Source organism: Fervidobacterium pennivorans DSM 9078 (genome assembly GCF_000235405.2).
Classification (GTDB): domain Bacteria; phylum Thermotogota; class Thermotogae; order Thermotogales; family Fervidobacteriaceae; genus Fervidobacterium; species Fervidobacterium pennivorans.
In genome coordinates, this window is record NC_017095.1 from 389,118 (window position 1) to 410,654 (window position 21,537).

General features: G+C 38.5%; 21 protein-coding genes. 12 read left to right on the top strand and 9 right to left on the bottom strand.

All coding sequences use genetic code 11. The features are described from left to right. Nucleotide 1: 1 nt before the first annotated feature. The 5 genes from FERPE_RS01860 to FERPE_RS10540 all read right to left on the bottom strand — a co-directional run bounded on the left by FERPE_RS01860 (nt 2) and on the right by FERPE_RS10540 (nt 5,721). Nucleotides 2-1,690, bottom strand: coding sequence for a GspE/PulE family protein (locus tag FERPE_RS01860; protein ID WP_014450985.1), 1,689 nt, complete (start codon nt 1,688-1,690; stop codon nt 2-4). Between the two features lie 65 nt (nt 1,691-1,755). Further along, nucleotides 1,756-2,817, bottom strand: coding sequence for a cell division protein FtsZ (gene ftsZ / locus FERPE_RS01865; protein WP_014450986.1), 1,062 nt, complete (start codon nt 2,815-2,817; stop codon nt 1,756-1,758). Between the two features lie 30 nt (nt 2,818-2,847). Continuing rightward, nucleotides 2,848-4,128: a cell division protein FtsA gene (gene ftsA, locus FERPE_RS01870; RefSeq protein ID WP_014450987.1), complete on the bottom strand. Its 1,281-nt coding sequence runs from the start codon at nt 4,126-4,128 to the stop codon at nt 2,848-2,850. Nucleotides 4,129-4,133: 5 nt separating this feature from the next. Further along, nucleotides 4,134-4,619: a DUF4894 domain-containing protein gene (locus FERPE_RS10195; protein ID WP_014450988.1), complete on the bottom strand. Its 486-nt coding sequence runs from the start codon at nt 4,617-4,619 to the stop codon at nt 4,134-4,136. Nucleotides 4,620-4,770: 151 nt separating this feature from the next. After that, nucleotides 4,771-5,721 (bottom strand): DDE-type integrase/transposase/recombinase, encoded by a 951-nt coding sequence (locus FERPE_RS10540; protein ID WP_011993230.1) that lies wholly within the window; start codon nt 5,719-5,721, stop codon nt 4,771-4,773. A 125-nt stretch (nt 5,722-5,846) separates the two neighbouring features. Here FERPE_RS10540 and FERPE_RS01885 point away from each other — a divergent pair, with 125 nt between their 5' ends. Genes FERPE_RS01885 through FERPE_RS01905 form a run of 5 tightly spaced genes read left to right on the top strand, consistent with a single transcriptional unit; the run spans nt 5,847 to nt 9,731 of the window. Then, nucleotides 5,847-6,440, top strand: coding sequence for a uracil-DNA glycosylase (locus FERPE_RS01885; RefSeq protein WP_014450989.1), 594 nt, complete (start codon nt 5,847-5,849; stop codon nt 6,438-6,440). Between the two features lie 24 nt (nt 6,441-6,464). Next, nucleotides 6,465-6,998: a metal-dependent transcriptional regulator gene (locus tag FERPE_RS01890; protein ID WP_014450990.1), complete on the top strand. Its 534-nt coding sequence runs from the start codon at nt 6,465-6,467 to the stop codon at nt 6,996-6,998. Beyond that, nucleotides 6,991-7,926, top strand: a complete 936-nt coding sequence (locus FERPE_RS01895) for an SDR family oxidoreductase (RefSeq protein ID WP_014450991.1) — start codon at nt 6,991-6,993, stop codon at nt 7,924-7,926. The genes FERPE_RS01890 and FERPE_RS01895 overlap by 8 nt, the downstream gene beginning before the upstream one ends. After that, on the top strand, nt 7,895-9,151 hold the full coding sequence (locus FERPE_RS01900) for a replication-associated recombination protein A (RefSeq protein ID WP_014450992.1): 1,257 nt from the start codon (nt 7,895-7,897) through the stop codon (nt 9,149-9,151). Before FERPE_RS01895 ends, FERPE_RS01900 begins: the two co-directional genes overlap by 32 nt. Nucleotide 9,152: 1 nt before the next feature. Continuing rightward, the gene (locus FERPE_RS01905; protein WP_014450993.1) at nt 9,153-9,731 is read left to right on the top strand and encodes a macro domain-containing protein; all 579 of its coding nucleotides are present in this window, start codon (nt 9,153-9,155) and stop codon (nt 9,729-9,731) included. Here FERPE_RS01905 and FERPE_RS01910 read toward each other — a convergent pair. Beyond that, nucleotides 9,728-11,659 (bottom strand): SUMF1/EgtB/PvdO family nonheme iron enzyme, encoded by a 1,932-nt coding sequence (locus FERPE_RS01910; RefSeq protein WP_014450994.1) that lies wholly within the window; start codon nt 11,657-11,659, stop codon nt 9,728-9,730. The genes FERPE_RS01905 and FERPE_RS01910 overlap by 4 nt on opposite strands. Before the next feature lie 126 nt (nt 11,660-11,785). Between FERPE_RS01910 and FERPE_RS10545 the strand changes: the two genes are divergently transcribed. After that, on the top strand, nt 11,786-12,736 hold the full coding sequence (locus FERPE_RS10545) for a DDE-type integrase/transposase/recombinase (protein WP_011993230.1): 951 nt from the start codon (nt 11,786-11,788) through the stop codon (nt 12,734-12,736). Nucleotides 12,737-13,019: 283 nt separating this feature from the next. Here FERPE_RS10545 and FERPE_RS01920 read toward each other — a convergent pair whose 3' ends face one another. From FERPE_RS01920 to FERPE_RS01930, 3 genes are read right to left on the bottom strand one after another with little or no spacing between them, the layout of a single operon-like run. Next, a complete protein-coding gene (locus FERPE_RS01920; RefSeq protein WP_014450995.1) occupies nt 13,020-14,936 on the bottom strand; it encodes an ABC transporter ATP-binding protein in 1,917 nt (638 codons plus the stop codon). Nucleotides 14,937-14,958: 22 nt separating this feature from the next. Continuing rightward, nucleotides 14,959-16,710: an ABC transporter ATP-binding protein gene (locus tag FERPE_RS01925; protein WP_014450996.1), complete on the bottom strand. Its 1,752-nt coding sequence runs from the start codon at nt 16,708-16,710 to the stop codon at nt 14,959-14,961. Nucleotides 16,711-16,713: 3 nt separating this feature from the next. Continuing rightward, complete coding sequence (locus tag FERPE_RS01930) at nt 16,714-17,178, bottom strand: MarR family winged helix-turn-helix transcriptional regulator (protein WP_014450997.1); 465 nt, start codon at nt 17,176-17,178, stop codon at nt 16,714-16,716. Nucleotides 17,179-17,424: 246 nt separating this feature from the next. Between FERPE_RS01930 and FERPE_RS01935 the strand changes: the two genes are divergently transcribed. From FERPE_RS01935 to FERPE_RS01960, 6 genes are read left to right on the top strand one after another with little or no spacing between them, the layout of a single operon-like run. Continuing rightward, nucleotides 17,425-17,895, top strand: coding sequence for a hypothetical protein (locus FERPE_RS01935; RefSeq protein ID WP_014450998.1), 471 nt, complete (start codon nt 17,425-17,427; stop codon nt 17,893-17,895). Between the two features lie 37 nt (nt 17,896-17,932). After that, entirely contained in the window at nt 17,933-18,928 is a 996-nt protein-coding gene (ruvB, locus tag FERPE_RS01940; protein ID WP_041263091.1) for a Holliday junction branch migration DNA helicase RuvB, read from the top strand. Then, complete coding sequence (locus FERPE_RS01945) at nt 18,918-19,616, top strand: YggS family pyridoxal phosphate-dependent enzyme (protein WP_014451000.1); 699 nt, start codon at nt 18,918-18,920, stop codon at nt 19,614-19,616. The genes ruvB and FERPE_RS01945 overlap by 11 nt, the downstream gene beginning before the upstream one ends. 19 nt (nt 19,617-19,635) lie before the next feature. Continuing rightward, on the top strand, nt 19,636-19,932 hold the full coding sequence (locus tag FERPE_RS01950; RefSeq protein ID WP_014451001.1) for a YggT family protein: 297 nt from the start codon (nt 19,636-19,638) through the stop codon (nt 19,930-19,932). Beyond that, on the top strand, nt 19,929-20,732 hold the full coding sequence (locus tag FERPE_RS01955) for an NAD(+) kinase (RefSeq protein WP_014451002.1): 804 nt from the start codon (nt 19,929-19,931) through the stop codon (nt 20,730-20,732). The genes FERPE_RS01950 and FERPE_RS01955 overlap by 4 nt, the downstream gene beginning before the upstream one ends. 46 nt (nt 20,733-20,778) lie before the next feature. Continuing rightward, on the top strand, nt 20,779-21,486 hold the full coding sequence (locus FERPE_RS01960) for a phosphate signaling complex PhoU family protein (protein ID WP_041262770.1): 708 nt from the start codon (nt 20,779-20,781) through the stop codon (nt 21,484-21,486). Nucleotides 21,487-21,537: the final 51 nt, after the last annotated feature.

Sequence of the window (21,537 nt, forward strand, 5' to 3'; positions counted from 1 at the left end):
TTCATTGTTCTTCTTCCTCTTCTTCACCCACTACTGCTAGAACTTCTGCAATCGTCGTTTCCCCATTTAGGACCTTGTAAAGCCCATCTTGAAACATACTAATCATTCCATGTTTTCTTGCAGCCTTGTCCAGTTCGTATGTCGATGCTCCTTTCTGTATGAGCCTTCGTATTTCATCGTTAACCATGAGGACCTCAGCTACCGCAGTTCTACCTTTGTAGCCTGTGTTATTACATGCTGAGCACCCTTCACCAACGTATTGAACAGGATTCATCACTGGGAACAACTTTCTGGAAAGTTTTACAAACCTTTCTGGTAATTCTCTTTCAGCTTTACACTTGCTGCAAACTTTCCTAACCAACCTTTGCCCGATAACACCTATTAAAGATGCCGATATAAGTGATGGCTCAATACCCATGTTAACTAATCTATCAATTGCACCAGCTGCAGTATTTGTATGTAGTGTTGACAGAACTAAGTGCCCCGTTAGCGATGCTTCAACCGCAAGCTGAGCGGTTTCCCTATCCCTGATTTCACCAACCATAATGATGTCTGGGTCTTGTCGTAAAAATGCACGCAAATATTTTGCAAACGTGAGGCCTATTTCAGCGTTAACTTGACATTGAGTGATGCCTTCAACTGTGTATTCGACAGGGTCTTCTGCGGTGACGATATTGACATCTTCAGAGTTCAACGAATTTATTATTGCCACAAGTGTTGTAGATTTACCACTACCAGTTGGACCTGTGACAAGTAGGATACCATAAGGATGTTCTATCAGTTTTTGGATTCTTTCGTAGTTGTAAGGAGAATATCCAAGTTCTTCAAGTTTTTTCTTCGATGAAGAAACTTTCAGCAAACGCATGACTACCTTTTCCCCATGAACAGAAGGCATTGTGGAAACACGCAGGTCAAATTGCTCTTCTCCATGCTTAATGAAAAACTTTCCATCCTGTGGTAATCTTTTTTCAACTATATCAAGCCCAGCGAGGATTTTAATTCTTGAAACAACTGCTGCATGCATATTCCTTGGATATTCTGTAATTTTTCTTAAAACACCGTCAACGCGATATCTGACAACAACGTTTCTTCTTTGAGGTTCAATATGGATATCGCTCGCATCTAATTCGATCGCGTGGTCAACAATGTTCGATACTAACCTTACCACTGGGGTTTCTTCTTGTTCGGAAACAGTTACTTCCTCTTGTTGTTCTTCTGCTTCTTGTTGTGTAATTATTTCATCAATTTCTTGAACCATAAGCCCAGATGTAATGCCATGAAGTATGTTATTGTAAAGTGTATCAAAGATGCTTGGCGGCATAAGGCAGAAATCAACATCTTTACCAAGCTTGAACTTCAATCTGCGTTTTATAACAGGAATATCGTAAACATTTGAAATGCCTACAATAACCTTACCTTCCTTTTCGTCTATGGGAACGATTTTTAGCTCATTTATCAAATCTTTCGGGAATGATTTTACAAACTCATCATTGAGTTTGACTTCTCCTACACAAGCTTGGATTTCGTACTGTTCTGCAAGTGCTTTTACAATATCGTCCCAAGTGCAGTATCCAAGCTGTATAAGGATTTCTCCAAGAGGTTTATGCAACTCTTTCTGAAGTTCCAAAGCATTTTGTAGTTCGGTTGGTGTTATTATTCCTTTTTCTATTAACACATCACCTAACTTCATTATTTTTTTCTCCACTCATAATCACCTCTTATTACAGGGGGGGAGAAATATATCAAAACTGGTCTTCAGTCATGCCTACCTTTGTATTCAAGTCCAAATTTATAAATTGCGGGTATATCTTCCTCCGACTTCCCGAACTTTTCTTCAACGTCGAAGCGAGTGGCTATTACAGTTACTCTCATTTCGTCATCTGCCAATTCATCGTCGATTACCATACCAAATTTCATATCAGCATCTTCACTGCAGGTTTGTTTTACTATCATTGCTGCTTCCTGCATCTCTTGTAATGTTGCATTTCGCGGTGCCGAAATATTCAAAATGATTGACCTTGCGTTCTCAATTGGATAATCTAAGAACTTGCTATCAAGTGCTTTCCTAGCCGCATCAAAGACACGTTTTTCGCCTTTTCCGACACCTATTCCAAGCATCGCGTTACCGGCATTTCTCATTACTGACTCAACATCTGCAAAATCAAGGTTGATATAACCGCGCTTCATTATGAGGTCAGAGATTCCACGAACGGCTTGATGCAAAATTTCATCAGCAGTTGCAAATGCATCAACGATAGTTGTTGAAGGTGATAGTTGTTCAAGCAGTTTGTTGTTGCTTATTTTAATTAGCGTATCGACTTTGCCTGTGATTCTTTTTACACCTTCCAACGCCACATTCCATCTCGGTGTTCCTTCAAAAAAGAAAGGCATTGTAATAATTGCAACGGTTAGAATCCCCAGATTCCTGGCTATCTCTGCTATAACAGGTGCGGCTCCAGTTCCCGTTCCTCCACCAAATCCCGCAGTAATAAATAACATATCAGTCCCATGCAATATTTCCTCAAGCTTTTTCCTGTCTTCCAATGCAGCTTCTTCACCGATTTTTGGATTTCCACCGGCTCCGAGACCTTTTGTCAACTTTTCTCCAATTTGTACAGTAATATCTGCTTTACTTACATCAAGCACTTGAGCATCTGTATTAACTGCAATCAGTGTCACACCTTTCAATCCCATCTCTGCCATTCTGTTAATCGCGTTACAACCAGCGCCCCCTACCCCTATCACTTTTAGAACAGGAACACCAGGTATTCTTTCGATATCTCTTTGCTTACTCTCCTTTTCTATCATAAATGGCATACAATTTCCCTCCTTATCTTCTCATCCAAATCATCCGAATATTTTTCCGAAGGTCTCGGAAAGTTTTTTGAAAAATCCAGTTCCAGATTGTCGTTTTTTCGTTTTCTCACCTACCATGGGGCTATACATGTTCTGCTCTTTCTGATAAACTATTATATTTCCAAAGGCTGCTGCATACAAAGGCGTGAACACATTCAGTTCAGCACCTTCGGCTTTAAACATCTCTGTATCTGCTACGGTTCCAATTCTAACAGGACACTTGAAAACTTCGCTTGCAAGTGTTTCAATGCGTTGAAGCATGGCCCCGCCACCGGTTAAAACGATTCCACCAGGAATCCCAATATTCCCAAAATCAGGGTATTTCACTATGAAGTCTTTGTAAAGTTTCTTTACCCGCATAAATATTTCCCGAAGTCTTGCGTAGATTATTCTCGATAAAAATTCTTTATCGGTTCGCTGGATGGTCCTACCATCCAAACCTTTGTATTCAATTGGTGTCGGCTCAATATCTAAATACACTGCCACACCGTAGGTTTTTAATAACCTTTCAGCCTCTTGTAAAGATGTCTTTAGAACAATCGCTATGTCTTTTAAAACGTTTTTCATTGATATCTCTATTCTCTCCATTTCAAGGGGCGTATTCGCATAGTACAGAGTTACCGTTGTGTAATTATAGCCCAAGTCCACGTGAACAACGCCCCTATCTTTTTCAACATTTGAAAGCACGGCCTCTGCATCTGATACAAACGAGATATAATATTCGGCTTCTCCAAGGATATCTTTTGTGGCGTATTCAACAACGTTCCTGTACTTTTCCGAACCCATAACAACGGTGTAAATTGCCGCAATTTTTCTGGCTTTCATTCCGATAGGGTTGACAACTATCTTATTGTCGTCTAGTACGTATTTTTTAACAAAAAGATGCAGAGAGTTTCTCTCGTTGTTGGGGAATAAGTCAGCTAGTAAGTTATCGGTAAGCTTCATTACGTGTTCTTCAGAAACATGTGCTTCTTCCTTTTCAGTTAATATGAGTTCTTCAGTGATTTCTGTAAGAGTAAAATCACCGCAACTTGAGGAAACTAATAACTCTCCCTTAAGCTCTTTACCGAGCTGGTCTTCCAAATCTTCGATTATTTGTGTCATTGACTCATTTAAGGCTACAACATCTTTAATTTCACCGTTCTCTATGCCTCTTGTTTTCACATTGGAAAATGCCAAGACATTGCCATAACCTTCGCTAAAATCAACAACAATACCTTTGATACTGTCATTTCCTATGTCCAGAGAAACAACCTCTCGTGATTTAGGCATGATAGTCACCCCTTTATTGTATAAATTCTGCCATTCTTGAAGAGATATATTTTCTTGGAATCCATATAGTACCACATCAAGGTAAGTGCATTAACACAAGGCTGGATATCGCTAATATCCGTTACATAAACCACTGCTGAGTTTTTCGTGACAATATATTTCTCTCTAAGATTGATTTCGAAAACACCTGATGGTATCGTAGATGGTAAGTATTTTAAAAAAGGACTAATAACTCTACCTCTAATGACATCAACGTCTAAACCTGTTACGAAAGGACCTGCCGTTAAAACTGCTATGTCATCGTTTGGATAGATGTCGTATATACGACCATCTGTATCAACTTTCCAGAATCTTTTATCGTAGACAATCGAGAACCAATAAGTTGGTGTTGACTTAGTACTCATTTCATTAGTGGTAGGTGGCTTTGAATGATACATAGAAAACGATAACAAAATAATGTACAAAATGATAACCGGTAGTTGTCTCGTCATAATGTTGTGGTCCTCACAATCCTACCTTTGAATTTTCGATTTTTTTATTGTAGCATCCAAACATATTTTATCACAAATTCTTATTTAAAGTGAAGAAGTTTTTTCAAAAGTTTGATATAATTTCAATGTAATGCGACATGCAATGATAGTGTTAACTTGTAGTGATGAAAGAGTGTAATTGTGAAAGAATGCGATTGATATTGCCATTGTGCGTTTTCCAAAGATTCTTCACTACACAAAATCCTTGAATATATTTCGCTAAGTTCTTCGTATTCTTCAGCCCTCGCTTGAGTCGGAAAAAGTCTTTCAACAATGAAAACTTAGATTCACATTGATTGTTTTTACCGAGCGGTACCACTACGTGATTGATATTTCTGAACAACAGCTTTACTGCACTTTCATATGCACCAAGTCCATCAGTAATAAGTTCAATGTTTCTAGGTTTTGAATTACCAAAGAACTTCTCGAGCAATACTTTGACTTGTCCCATATCACGATACTTTGAGACATGCCAACAAAGAATTAAGTTAGTTTCGTGATCAACTAATAGCCAAACATAGTACTTTTGTTCTTTGAACACAAGAACAGTTTCATCAGCATGAACTGAGAAAACATTTTCGATGGTAAATGTTGGAAAAAGTACAGAGAATAAAGTACACAATTTAATAACCCATTTGTATATGGTGACATGAGATACTTTGATATTAAGAGAATGAGCAAGAGAGCGATAAGACATATTGTGTTTCATATACAAAACAAAAGCCTTTAAGACGAAAAAGATAGGGAAGCGGAAATATTTAAATTTCTCAGGAATAAGGGTGACTGGTTCGGGGAGGTTAAAAGGTACTCTATCTTTGGTACGACAAGCTCTACAACGGAAGACAACGAAAGAGCGACGGACTTTGTAAATTTGCATAGATTTACCACAAGAAGTGCATTTGGGATAAGGGAAAGGGAAGTTTTTGCGTTTTTGAGAATGGGAGAGTTTGAAAGAATGATGGCAGAGTTTGCAAAGGAATTGTTGGTTACCGTATTTGTCATGACCGTTTTTGTATAAGCTGGTGGAACCGCATTTTGGACAAGAGAGCGTTGAGTTGTTCATATCGGGATACCTCCTTTGTCGAGAGTTGGTTGGGGGGTGTCCCCTCTTTATAAGGATAATGCGGTTTTTGGAAAGTTTCAATACTTTTAGTTAACATTATCCTAAAATGGGGGAGATAAATAGAGATGAAAAAAGAAGAACTCATGGCAATAATTGAACAAAGAATACGTGAATGTCAAGCTTGTCCACTATGGCTACAACGAACAAACGTTGTTCCAGGTGAAGGTAACCTACATTCACCAATAATGTTTGTTGGAGAAGGACCTGGCGAGGAAGAAGACAAGCAAGGAAGACCGTTTGTTGGAAAAGCAGGACAACTTTTAACGAAAATTCTGGAATCTGTGAATATAAAAAGAGAAGACGTCTATATAACAAACGTGGTGAAGTGTAGACCACCAAACAACAGAGTTCCTACACCTTTAGAAATTCAATCTTGCTCTCCTTTCTTAATTGCTCAAATAGAGGTCATAAATCCCAGGATGATAGTGCCACTTGGTAGTACAGCTGCCTCGTTCTTCCTTGGTAAAGATGAACCTATCACAAAGATAAGAGGAAAGGAGTTCGTATGGAAAGGTGGAATAATTATCTTTCCAATGTTTCATCCAAGCTATTTGTTAAGAAACCCGTCAAAAGAAAAGGGTAGTCCAAAAGATTTGACCTGGCAAGACATAAAGAAGGTTCGAAAATATTACGATGAGTTTTTGAAAGGAAATATGTAATAAAAATACAAAGGAGGAACGAACGTGGGAAATGAATTCAAGGAACAGAAAGTTGAAAAACATGAGAAGTTAACACCAACTGTTATGAGTTATATATCAACGATATACAACCTTATAGAAAAAGAAGGAGTCGCACGCATAAGCGATATCGCAAGAGCAAAAGGTGTGTCTTACGCCAGTGCCACAAACGCTGTTAAGAAACTTGTATCTTTGGGGTTAGTTGACCACAAAAGGTACGGGTTTGCAAAGCTAACTCCCCGTGGTCTCAGAATTGCACAAATGCTTAAATCTGGTGAATCGAGAATTAAATACTTTTTCATGTACGTAGTGGGGATTCCAGAAAAGAAGGCAGAGCAGATAGCAAGTTTGATGGTTTACGACCTCGATGCCGACACTCGAAGAAAGCTTAGAAAGTTTTATTCTATACTTATCGATTTTACAAAAGACAAGGCAGAGGAACTTGAACGTTTCATTCAGGAACAAAGGAAAAATACTGAACTCCCTGAAGAAGCATACAGACTGAAAGGAAAAATAAAGGAGGACGAAGACTATGAGTAAAGTCTTGGTTACAGGTGGAGCTGGGTTTATCGGTTCTCATCTGACAGATAAACTTGTTGAACAGGGACATGAAGTAGTTGTTATTGACAACTTATCCACAGGAAAGAAAGAAAATGTAAACCCAAAGGCTAAATTTTATGAAATGGATATATACGATGGAGAAGCAATTAACAAATTGTTCGCTGAAGAAAAGTTCGAGTATGTTTTTCATTTGGCTGCACAAGCAAGTGTCGCTCTTTCAGTTAAAGACCCTGTCAAAGATGCAAATGTGAATATAATTGGAAGTTTAAATTTGATAAAAGCATCCGTAGAAAGCAGTGTTAAAAAGTTTATCTTCTCTTCAACCGGCGGAGCTATTTACGGAGAGGAAGTGAAAGTGTTTCCAACACCCGAGAGTGTATTTCCGCAACCTATGTCACCGTATGGTATAGCAAAGTTCAGCGTTGAGAACTATCTCAGATTCTTCAGCAAAGAGTTCGGATTGAAATACACGGTGCTTAGATACGGTAATGTCTACGGTCCGAGACAGGACCCGTACGGCGAAGCTGGTGTGGTTGCAATTTTCACCTCCAGAATGCTCAAGGGAGAAGATTGCATTATATTTGGTGATGGTGAATACGTAAGAGACTACGTGTATGTTGAGGACGTCGTTGATGCTAATATAAAAGCTATGGAAAGAGGAGACGGTTTGGTAATAAATATTGGGACAGCCACAGGAACAACAACTAACGAACTCTTCAAAATACTCAAGAAACTGACCGGGTACAAGAAAGACCCAATATACGGTCCTCACAGAAAAGGAGACATCCGAAAAAGCGTTCTCTGCTATAACAGAGCGTGGATAGAATTGAAATGGGAACCGAAATATACATTGGAAGAGGGGTTGAGGAAAACTGTTGAATGGTTTAAGCGAAATACTCAGGCCTAAGACTTTTGAAGAATTCATTGGACAAGAGCACCTGCTGGGAAAAGGTGCTCTTTTACGTATATCTATAGAACAGAATCAACTTTTTTCCGCTATTCTTGCAGGTCCACCTGGGACCGGCAAAAGTTCTGTTTTGCAGTTGATAAAAAGTTACACCGACTATGAAATCTACCAGCTGAATGCTGCTTTCACGTCTGTTGAGGAAATAAAAAAGCTTGAACACTACGCATACAATCTTCGGGGAATTAAAAAAGTATTGATCTTTATCGACGAAATACACAGGTTTAACCGCAAACAGCAAGACGTGTTTTTGCCTGGTGTGGAAACTGGAGTTTATGTATTGTACGGCACAACAACGGAAAATCCGGAACATTCAATTAATCCTGCTCTTCTCTCTCGTTGCAGGGTGTTACGGTTTAAGAAACTAAGCAACGAGGACCTTTTAAGAATTCTTGAGAAAGCCATCAATTATTTGGGGATCAGAGTTAGCGAGTCAACGCAGGCATACCTCATAAACTCGGCAAATGGAGACGCACGGTTCTTACTAAATACGTATGAACTCTTATCAAATATTGCGAAAAACCAGGGAAAAGATATTATAGATGACGTTGTTTTGAAAACCTACTTTGGTGAAGAATACACAAAATACAGCGACACTGAACACTACAATCTAGCATCTGCTTTTATCAAAAGCATTAGAGGTAGTGACCCCGACGCTGCTCTTTACTACATGATGCGCATGATTGAAGGAGGAGAAGACCCGCGTTTCATCGCGCGCAGACTCGTCATCTTAGCAAGTGAAGATGTGGGGTTAGCTGATCCATTTGCGCTTGTACTCGCAGTTGCAACGAGTCAAGCAGTTGAAAGCGTCGGCTTGCCCGAATGCATAATAAACCTTTCAGAATGCGTGATTTACCTTTCGCTTGCTCCAAAAAGTAATTCCAGTTACGAAGCAGTATCAAAGGCTCAAGAATTGGCAAAAAAGACTATGAATATACCTGTTCCAAGACATTTATTGAACGTTGAAGATAGTGGATACAAATATCCACACTTATACGGTGGTTTCGTAAAGCAAACCTACCTTCCCAAACAAATAAATGATAGGATTTACATTCCAAAAAATATAGCTAAAGAAACAAAGTTAGCAGAAGTTTACAAAAAACTCTGGAAAGAACGCTTCTCTTCGCAGGAATCAAATGTAAAAGATGAGGAAAAGGGGGGAAAGTAAGATGGGGACTTTTGAAACGATAGGTTCTGTAAAAGTTGGGGATGTTGAAATAAGATTCATCGTTGGAGATATAACAAAATTGGATGTGGACGCGATTGTAAACGCTGCGAATTCTTACTTGCAACACGGTGGAGGTGTTGCGGGTGCTATATCACGGGCTGGAGGTCCTGAAATCCAAAAAGAGAGTGATGAATACGTAAGGAAAAACGGGCCTGTCCCTCCCGGAGGTGTGGCTGTCACGGGCGCTGGTAATTTGAAAGCGAAGTACATTATACATACCGTCGGACCAATAGGAGATAAGGAAGGCAACGATGAAATTATGAAAAAGGCTTTCGAGAACATATTCTCGAAAGCCGATGAATTAGCGATAAATTCTGTTGCAATTCCTTTCGTTGGAACTGGAATCTTTGGTTATCCTCTCGAGAACTTCATTAAAGTTTGCGTAGATGAAACATTAAAATTCTTTTCAAACTACAAAGGTCCGATAAAACTAGTTGTTTTTTGTGATATAGATAGTTCCAAAGTTCGGAAGTTGTTGCATTCCTTTGAAAATAGCTCTGAGCATCTTAAACAACGTTAGAATAGCCAAACCCCTAGTCTAACTTTTATTTCTATTGCTTTTCCTCCTCTATCAATTGTGAGGGTTGAAATATCACCTTGTCTTTTTCCGGATAATGCTTTTAGTGCATCATCGTATGATTTGATGTTTTTTCCATCGATTTTTACTATAACATCCCCAGTTTTGATGCCTGCGAGTTGCGCAGGTGAACCTGTCTCTACAAAAGCTACGTAAAGACCCTCTGATTTTACGCTGTATTGTTTCTTAACATTCTCATTTACAACAAACCATGTGATTCCCAGTAGCTTGTTGTTAAGTGGTTTTTTGACTATATTAAACGCTTCTTCGGCGTCCATTACTACTCTAAAGGTTACGTCATTTCTTGGTTCCGATGGTGTTAAAGGGATTCTATCTGTAATCCTTCCAGCCAGGACACCTGCTCTCCCAACGACGTATGTTCCAGTAGTGTTCAACGGGTTTTCCTTAGGAAGCTTTTTGTAGGCATCTTTCGCATAGTAATCTCTGCACAACTCAATAGGATAACCATAGGTGTTTACAACCCCGTAAGGTGATATATCTACGTTTTCAAATTCATCCACCGGATAATCTTTTCTTCCATCGTTGTACTTAGTTTGGCTCTCGTTACCCCAAGGATATCTTCTCCCATCCGTACCTCGAGCCGCCTTCTCCCATTGTGCTTCCGTTGGAAGCTGGTATCCTGCCCAATTACAATATGCTTTTGCTGAAGCGTAATTTATACCAGTTATTGGAACGTTCAATAAATTAGCCGGAGCAGAATAACTTGCTCTGACTTTTTGACCCAAGAAATCTATCTCAACGGGGTTTATCTGTTTTCCAGCGATGATGGAAGAACCTGTCTGTGAAGCTTTTAGGAAATCAAGATACTGTTTCACAGTAACAGGGTATTTAGATATGTAGAATGCCGAAACATAGACTTCACGTTGTGGTAATTCATCCTCTTCAACATTTTTCCAAGACGCATCTGCACCCATTTTAAACACCCCACCGGGAACAAGAACAAAAGTTATTCCTGTTCTTGGGTCAACAATCTCTTTAGGGTAGATGTTTATCTTTCTCACTTCTTTGCCTTCTACTTTTACAGGAACATCTGTGACAATTGTTGCTACACCGTCTTTATCGTATATAGCTTTTTCTAGTTGAATATACTGAACAATTTCAGAAGACTGTTCTTTCGCTTCTTTGTAAGTGGAAAAAACAATATTGTTTTCATTGACAATAACTTTCCCCCAGTGCCCAGAAATTTCGTACTGCGTATCTGAAATTTTCTTAACTACGCCGTAGAGTTTTCGTCCAGTATCAAGAACAACCATGTCATAACCTTTAGCTTGTTTGTAGGGGATATAAATGTATTCCAGTGCACCTTTTAGTATGAAGAACGTATTCTTGTAACTATCTACTACAGTAATATAGTCATCACTTGTGTTCAATTCACCTCCAACAATCATTTCTCCATTAATTAGAGAGCATATATAATAATCGTTGAGTACTAATTCAACCTGGAAGAAAGGTTCTGACGTAACGCTAGGTAATTCCACTTTCTCAAAGCCCAGGTAGTCCACACTATCCGATTTCAAGTTTAGCTTAATCTTCCCGAACCATGTTGTAACTACCGCATAGTCTTTGGATAGTTCGATTACATAACCGCGGTATCTTTTACCGTTGAGTGAAAATTCTTGACCGCTCTGCGGTATCATTCCATCTTTAAAAACAATGCTTTGGATATCAGACACTGGGATCTGTATCTTGCCAAGTGTACTGTTTACGACTACGTAGCTACTGTTCGAATCTTCTATAGTCCCTTCAAGAGTCGAACCGTCTCTGTAAACTACAATGACAGCAAAACCCTTTGATAATAATATCAATAGTACCACAAGAAAAATTGATAAAACGCTTATCCGAGTTCTCATAACTTCTACCTCCCTCAATTGCATGGATAATGTTAACTAAAAGTATTGAAACTTTCCAAAAACCGCATTATCCTTATAAAGAGGGGACACCCCCCAACCAACTCTCGACAAAGGAGGTATCCCGATATGAACAACTCAACGCTCTCTTGTCCAAAATGCGGTTCCACCAGCTTATACAAAAACGGTCATGACAAATACGGTAACCAACAATTCCTTTGCAAACTCTGCCATCATTCTTTCAAACTCTCCCATTCTCAAAAACGCAAAAACTTCCCTTTCCCTTATCCCAAATGCACTTCTTGTGGTAAATCTATGCAAATTTACAAAGTCCGTCGCTCTTTCGTTGTCTTCCGTTGTAGAGCTTGTCGTACCAAAGATAGAGTACCTTTTAACCTCCCCGAACCAGTCACCCTTATTCCTGAGAAATTTAAATATTTCCGCTTCCCTATCTTTTTCGTCTTAAAGGCTTTTGTTTTGTATATGAAACACAATATGTCTTATCGCTCTCTTGCTCATTCTCTTAATATCAAAGTATCTCATGTCACCATATACAAATGGGTTATTAAATTGTGTACTTTATTCTCTGTACTTTTTCCAACATTTACCATCGAAAATGTTTTCTCAGTTCATGCTGATGAAACTGTTCTTGTGTTCAAAGAACAAAAGTACTATGTTTGGCTATTAGTTGATCACGAAACTAACTTAATTCTTTGTTGGCATGTCTCAAAGTATCGTGATATGGGACAAGTCAAAGTATTGCTCGAGAAGTTCTTTGGTAATTCAAAACCTAGAAACATTGAACTTATTACTGATGGACTTGGTGCATATGAAAGTGCAGTAAAGCTGTTGTTCAGAAATATCAATCACGTAGTGGTACCGCTCGGTAAAAACAATCAATGTGAATCTAAGTTTTCATTGTTGAAAGACTTTTTCCGACTCAAGCGAGGGCTGAAGAATACGAAGAACTTAGCGAAATATATTCAAGGATTTTGTGTAGTGAAGAATCTTTGGAAAACGCACAATGGCAATATCAATCGCATTCTTTCACAATTACACTCTTTCATCACTACAAGTTAACACTATCCATTTTAGTTTGAGTTATATTTGAAAAACAGGGCAAAAACATGTCGGTTTCTCAAAATTTCTAATATGAGTTTTGGAAGAAATTGATGGCAAAAAACAAAGTTTGACTAACAATTTTATTATATCACAAAATAAACATCAAAATCAATACTTAAGAAAGGATTTTTTGTTTGCTTTTACATGGCTAATAAAAAACGCCACCGCTTCAGAGCGGTAGCGTTGATGCCTATCTTTCACTCAGAAAAAGAAAGTTAGTTTTTAAAAATCGTTTTGAATATTAAACTGTTTCAACCATGGCGCCAAGGAACTGACTTCTATAAAGTTCGGCGTAGAACCCATTCTTTTTGAGAAGTTCTTCGTGCTTCCCTATTTCGATAATCCTACCTTCATTCATAACTAATATAACGTCTGCATTCTTGATGGTTGAAAGCCTATGTGCTACGACGAAAGATGTTCTACCTTTCATAATGTCTTTCATAGCCCTTTGAATATAAACCTCTGTGAGTGTATCAACGTTACTCGTTGCTTCGTCGAGAATCAGTATGTCAGGGTTAGCTAAGAATGCCCTTGCAATAGTAATAAGTTGTTTTTCACCTTGAGAAATGTTAGAGCTATCTTCTCCTATCACTGTGTCATAACCATCAGGTAGAGCCATTATGAAATGGTGAACATGCGCCATCTTAGCAGCCTTAATTATCTCTTCTTCTGTTGCTCCATCTTTACCATATGCTATATTTTCCCTGATTGTTCCACTGAATAGCCAGGTATCTTGCAAGACCATGCCAAAGTGTTTTCTCAAATTGTATTTTTTGATGTCCCTGATGTCTATCCCGTCGACTTTTATGCTACCTCCCTGGATTTCGTAAAACCTCATGAGAAGATTAATGAGTGTTGTCTTACCTGCACCTGTTGGACCGACGATTGCAACCATTTGTCCGCTTTTAACATCTATATTTAAGTTCTCAATGAGTGGCTTTTCTGGAACATAGCTGAACTTGACATTTTCGAATTTGATATCACCTTTCACTCTTTCTAATTCGATAGCATCTGGCTTATCAGGTTCCTCTTCTTCCTCTTCAAGTATCTGAAAAACTCTTTCGGCAGCGGCCAGTGTGGACTGAATCATATTCACGATATTAGCGATTTGAACAATCGGTTGATTGAATTGCCTTGAATACTGGATAAATGCCTGAACATCACCAACTGTTATAGCCTTCTTTGTAACAAGAACGCCACCACCAACAGCTACTATGATATAACCTAAGTTTCCTATAAAGTTCATCACGGGCATTATTATACCTGTAATAAATTGGGCTTTTCTGCTCTCTTTGTATAGTTTTTCGTTTATTTCCCTAAATCTTTGAATTTCATCTTTCTCCCTTCCGTAAGTCTTAACTGCTAAAAAGCCGCCGTATACCTCTTCGGCTCTACCAGTTAACTCACCGAGGTATCTTTGTTGTGCAGCAAAATATTTTTGTGATTTTTTGGCAATGAATACAGTTACGAAAGCACTCATCGGCAGTGTTATGAGTGTTAGTAGTGTTAAATTAAGATTAATTGTAATCATCATATAAGTTATGCCGATGATAGTAACGATACCTGAGATGAATTGTGTTAAACTTTGCTGCAATGTATTACTTATCAAGTCTACATCGTTTGTCACACGGCTTATTACATCTCCATGTGAATGCCCATCATAGAATTTCAAGGGAAGTCGCTCGAGCTTATTATTAATATCCTCTCTCATCTTCCTCACAACATTTTGTGTGATTCCTGACATTAGATATCCTTGCAAGAAATTCAAAAGTGCGGCAACTGAATATAGAATGCCAACATTTAGTAGGATTCCAAAGATTTTTTCAAAGTCCATTTTTGTTTTTAAGAACCCGGCCAATGGGGTATTCCTTAGCATAACTACTCTAAAAATTTCTGTTGTGGCCTGTCCAAGGATTTTTGGAGCCTTTATCGTCAGTATTGTAGCAACAATCGTCAATGCAAAAACAATAACGATTCCAATTATGTGGGGTTTAAGGTATTTCAGCAGTTTTCGAGTGGTATTTTTCAAATCTTTTGGTTTTTCACCGCCACGTGCAAATGCAGGACCTCCGAATCCTCCACCTCTTCCAGGTCTTACTGTTTTTTTATCGCTTGCAGCAGGTCTTGTTTGTTGTTCTGTTCTTCTTTCTTCGCTCATCTTTCTCACCTCTTATTCTTTATCAAATGGCTTCTTCTTTTGAAAGTTGGGAGTAAACTATCTCACGGTAAATTTCGTTTGTCTTCATCAGTTCTGAGTGAGTACCTATGCCGACAACCTTTCCGTCTTGTAGAACAATTATTTGATCTGCGTTCATTATTGTTGCAACTCTTTGAGCTACGACAATCACAGTGGCATCTTTTGCTTCTTTGAATAATCTCAACCTTATCTTTGCATCTGTTTTGAAATCGAGTGCACTGAACGTGTCGTCAAAGAGATATATTCTGGGCATCCCTGCTATCGCTCTTGCTAAAGAAATCCTTTGTTTTTGACCACCAGATAAATTTAAACCAGCTTGTTCTATATGGTAATCGAGCCCCTCTGGGTATTTTGATGCAAATTCAAGAACCTGAGCGATATCGGCTGCTCTTTCTACCATTTCATCTGTTACCCAATCTCGCCCAAATTTGATGTTTTCTCTAATAGATCCTGTGAAAATTACAGGTTTTTGCGTGGCGTAACCTATAATCCTTCTGAGAACATCGAACGGAATTTCCCGGACATCTATTCCGTCTATCTTGACGCTCCCAAGTGTAACATCGTAGAACCGGGGAATTAGATTAAGAAGTGTTGTCTTACCAGAACCTGTGGAACCTATTATTGCCGTTATCTTCCCAGGCTCTGCTTTAAACGAAATCTCGCTTAAGACAGGTTCCTTTGCCCCAGGATAAGCGAACGTTACATTTTCAAATTCGACAATGCCTTTGATATCTGTAGGCTCCGAACTTTCAAACCATGTGATTTGTTTCCCTAAAGCTTTTGGGTTTATCACCTTCGGTTCGACACTTAAGACTTCGGTTATCCTCTTTGCAGATACACTTGCCCTCGGCAGGAAGATAAAGATGACGGATATCATAATGAACGAAAACATTATCTGGAGAACGTATTGCATTACTGCCATCATTTGACCAACTTGCAAATTTCCGGCATCAATTTGCTTAGCACCAAACCATATTATGGCAAGTGTGGTAAAATTCATCACAACCATCATATAAGGAAATAGTATGGAAGCCATCCTGTTAACCCACAGGGCAGTTCTTGTTAAATCCATGTTGGCATCTGAGAATCTCTTTTTTTCGTGGCCTTCCTTATTGAAAGCCCTTATAACCCGAATGCCTGTAACCCTTTCGCGAACAACGAGGTTTAACTTATCTATTTTCTTTTGCATACTTTTGAAAAGTGGTGCTACGATGGCAGCAATTAAACCCAAACCACCGAGCATCACAGGCAAAGATATAGCAAGTATACCTGTCAGTTTGGCATCTTTATTCACTGCCATTATTATTCCACCAACAGCCATAACAGGTGCCATTACTACCATTCTAAGTATCATTACCGTTGCTTGCTGTATCTGGACTACATCGTTCGTTGTTCGTGTTATCAAGGAGGAAGTACTGAATTTGTTCATTTCCTCGAGGGAAAAGGAAGAAACTTTTTCAAAAACAGAATTTCTCAAATCTCTTCCAAGTCCCATACTCACAATCGAAGATGTGTAACTTGCAATAACAGATGCTATTACACCAATCAATGAAACAAGCAACATTTTACTACCAATACTCCAAATATAATCTACGTCTCCTCGTGTGATACCTTTATCGACAATCTTTGACATCAGGTCTGGCAAGTATAGTGAAATAATGGCCTGAACAGCTACCAGTGTAACGGTAGTTATTATTAGAAGCCAATACTTTTTGAAAGCCATCTTTATTACCATTGTTTATGCCTCCTTCGAACAATATTCTCCAACTTTTTGTTTAAGGTCTTCTTGGATTTTTTTCAACAACCCTTCAAGCTCTTGTTTTTCCTTGTCTGATAGGCTACTTAACAAAAGTTCCTCTGCTTCTTTTAACACTGCTGAAAGGTTTTTGAGTAAGTTCTCCGATTTTTCTGTAAGGTACACACGCGTAACTCTTTTGTCTGACTCGTCTTGTATTCTTCTTATCAGACCATTTTTCTCCATCCTTCGAAGCATAATAGCAACAGTTCCTTGCTCTACACCAATTCGTTTTGCAATTTCCTTTTGGCTTAGTCCCTGATGTTTCTTGAGAACAAACAGGATAGGTATCTGGCCTGGATGAATGTTGAACTCTCTTAGTGTTCTTTCGTGAATGAATTTGAAAACGGATCTTTGGATGGAATTCAGAAGTGCCAAAATACCAGCGTTTTCAACCAATTCCTTCAAAAAACTCACCTCCAAAAAGGCTGTAAATTTAGCAAGTTGGTTGTGGTTAATAGTTATACGTCTAATATTTAGACGTATAAGTATATTAACTCTCAGCTTTGGAAATGTCAATACTTATTTTTGAAAAGACTTTTTGGCGGTGTTCATCTTTGGGGTTTAAAATCATAGTTAATCGTGTTATAATATCACCAGGATAAATACGTTTTGTGACTTAAAAATACCACACAGGGGGTATATAGTATAACAGTGGATAAAAAGCGCTTAATATTTTACATTTTCTTTTTCTCCCTTACCTTGCTTGCCCTTGTTTTGCTTGATATGTCTGTGAGAAGTCTAAAAGTTGCTTTCAAAAAACTGGAAAGCACGAAAGTTCTTTTCAAAATCCTGAGCTGTGAGCAGAAAGGAATTTCTTTACTTTGTGATGCATCTTTAATCGTTGAAACGCCCGGGGTAAAAAATGAAATTGAGATAGTTCAACTCCGAGTATTTACGGAAGATGGCAAATATATAGGAAGCTGGAACAGTGACAAGATTAGAAACCAAAACTTCAGCTTCTTAATATCTAACGCAGAACTTTTTGGAAAAATTCAAAGCGGGTCCATAAAAGTAAGCGGTTTTACTAAGGTCAGGATAGATATAGGAAAGTATGGACTAAAGATGAACCTGCCGATAGAGGAAGAGGTGAAAATCAGTGAAGGAAGACAAGGTACTCAATGAAAATAACATAGCAAAGGAAAGCTTAGAAGCTCAAAGAATATTTTCACCTGAAAGAAATGCTTATGATACATACTCTTTAAGGCCTAAGTTTTTGTCTGAGTATATAGGTCAAGATAACATCAAAGAGCGTTTAAAACTTGCGATATCTGCTTCAAAAATGCGTGGTGAACAACTTGACCATATACTTTTAGCTGGTCCTCCAGGACTTGGAAAAACAACACTTGCCGTTGTTATAGCTAACGAGCTCAATGCTAACATCCATATTACAAGTGGTCCCGTTCTTGAAAAGCAGGGAGACCTCGCAGCGATATTAACGAATCTAGAGCGTGGAGATGTTCTATTTATAGATGAAATTCACAGAATGAACAGGAGTGTTGAAGAGATACTTTATTCTGCTATGGAAGATTTTCAGATTGATATAATGATTGGAAAGGGACCTGCTGCAAGGTCTATTAGGGTGGATTTGCAACCGTTTACACTTATTGGCGCAACAACGCGAAGTGGATTGCTTACTTCCCCTCTGAGGAACAGATTTGGTATGATATTTGAGATGAGTTTCTACGCGGAGGAAGAGCTTGGTTTAATAATAACTCGAGCTGCTCAGGTAATGGGTGTCACGATAGAACCAGAAGCGGCTTTGTTGATTGCACGACGTTCGCGTGGAACACCAAGAATTGCAATTAGGTTATTAAAACGTGTTCGAGATTTGAGTACTGTAAAAGGTTCGCAAATCATAGATACGGGAACTGTTAACGAAGTTATGAATTTGCTAGGAATCGATGAGTACGGATTGGATGAGATGGATAGAAAGCTTTTGAAAGTCATTATCGAGGTTTATAAAGGCGGACCCGTAGGATTGAAAGCGCTTGCTGCTTCGTTAGGAATTACAGAAGACACGATTGCAGAAGTATACGAACCATTTCTTGTGCAAAGTGGTTTTTTGGCAAGAACAGCTCGGGGAAGAATGGTAACCGAAAAAACTTACAAATACTTTGGAATAAACACATTGGGGGGGCTCTTCGGTGATTACTGAAGAAGAACTCAGGAAAAATTATGAGACTGTTTTGAATAACATAAGGATTCACGCCGAGAAAGTTGGTCGTAATTGCGATGAAATAAAGCTTGTTGCAGTTACGAAGACACAACCTATAGAAGTGCTGAATCTTGCACTAAATGTTGGGATAAAAGTATTTGGGGAAAACTATGCCCAGGAATTAAGAGACAAAGCCAAAGTTCTTCAGAACTTAGGCATAGAGTGGCATTTTATAGGAAGAATTCAAACAAACAAAGTTAAATACATAGTTCCTGTTGCAAAGTTGATTCACTCAGTTTACAGGCTTGAAGAACTGGAAGAGATTGATAAAGTGGCAAAAAAACTTGATAAGACGCAACTTGTGTTGCTCGAAGTAAACGTCTCTGGTGAAGAAACAAAAGCAGGTTTGCAACCAGAACAGGTAAGGAATTTCCTAATAGAAGCAAGTAAATATACCAACGTTAAAATAGTCGGATTGATGACTATGGCACCATACATTGAACCAGAAATGACAAGAGTGTATTTTAAAAAGTTAAGAGCTCTGAGAGACGAACTGAAAAGCGATTTTCCAGATATTGTTGAACTTTCGATGGGAATGACAAATGATTATACTGTTGCTGTTGAGGAAGGTAGCACTATTGTAAGGATTGGCACAGCTTTATTTGGCGAAAGAAAATCTAAGAGATAACAAAAAAAGGGGTGAGTTTATGTTTATTATAGGCAACTTTTTTTACGCAATCGGCATAGTTCTTCGGATAATTATTAATTTTGAAACAGCCGTGATAATAATCGCTGCGATACTCAGTTGGATACCACAAGCTTATTCTTTCCGGCTTTACCACATTTTGCGCGAGCTTGCAGATATTGTTGAAAGGCCTATTAGAAAGGTAATTCCACCAATTGGTTATATAGATATAACGCCACTTATAGCGATTTTACTTCTTGTCTTTTTGGATAGGTTCCTTGCCCAGTCGTTAATTGACTTGGGGTGGAGATTACGGTGAGGACTGGAATTTTCTACAGGACGGACTACGTAGTCTCAGCAAAGGAAGTGTACGAAAAGCTGAAAAGTCATTTTGATATTTTGTTTTTCAAAGACTCGTCAGAAAACTTTCCAGAAAGTGTAGAAGATAAAACATTTGAACCACAAGTTGTCATCTCCGTTGGTGGGGATGGCACGGTTCTTCGTGTTTTGAAAAAGGTCAAATGTCCAGTGATAGGAGTTAAAGCTGGAAGACTGGGATTTTTCTCCGGATACCTACTTTCAGAAATCGACAAACTCATTGAAGACTTAAAAAATTGGAATTTCATAGAAGATAAAAGGTGGATGCTTAGGGTTGAAAGCCACTCAGGGGTTTTTTTCGCCATAAATGACGCTGTTTTGCAAAAAGATGTCTCTCAGAAAATCGTTGATTTTACAGTAGAAATGACAGATGGAACTTTTTACTACCATGCTGATGGTTTAGTAGTGAGCACCCCTACAGGTTCTTCCGCATACGCGTTGGCTCTTGGCGGACCTATAATCCTTCCAAACGTTGAAGCATTTGAAATCACCCCCATGGCACCGCAGTTTTTGGCTACACGTAGTTTGGTTATACCAAGTACAGAGAAGATAAAAATTACTGTGAACGATCCGGTTAATCTTGTGGTTGATGGAGATGTTGTAGGAAAAGTTAAAGAAGTGCATGTCAGAAAATGTTCTAAGGTAATAACGCTGCTGCGTCCGAAGTCTTATGACTTTTCAACCTCGATTAAAGAAAAAATCGGATACGGTAAGATGTTTCTTAAGAATGGTTCTGAGTGATAATTAGCGCTTTTCGAAATCATAGTTAGGATGCAAGGTGATTGATGTGAAATGGATAATAAAAGAAAAGCTCGAAGAATTAAAGAAGTATGTTGTGAAAGAAGGATGGTATGTAGAAGATATATTCCAGAATTGTTCCGTAGCATTTAGGGAACGAAACGATGTTATTGCAAAAGAAGTTAACAACAATTACTGGGACGTTTACAATGAGTATCTTATGATTCTTGAGTTTTCCCAACAACTCTTTGGTATGTTCACACCAGACAAACGCGACCTACGATTTATATCTGGTTCTGTCATTATTGCTAAGATTCTACTTGATATAGCTGCCAGGTTGCGAGACATAGCTTCTGACATTATGGATTTAGTTAAGGAGCCAGATATAAACCAGAGCATTTCAATTCCGGATATGTTTAGATTTTCGCAAAGGATGTTGAGAAAATCACTGAGAGTGTATGTGGACCAGAACCTCGAAGGTGCTGCTGCAATTTGTGCTCAGGATGCACAAATTGATGAGTCTTACTCAAAATTCAACGAAGAAATAGTTCGACTGATTCAAGATAATCCAAGAGTTGTTAAACGTGCGTTGATATTGATGGACATCTCAAAAGGGTTGGAGGAGATATCAGATTATTCGGTTCAGATAATCGAAGTTACCCACTTCATTATTACGGGCAAATACTATACATGCTACAAAGACTCACTTAAAGAGTTTTCCTTGGAACTCTTCAAAGACTTGTCTCAGCAAAGCTGAAAAGTGTTACGTGTGTAGGTTCTGACCTTAAGGTCTATTCCACCAAACAAT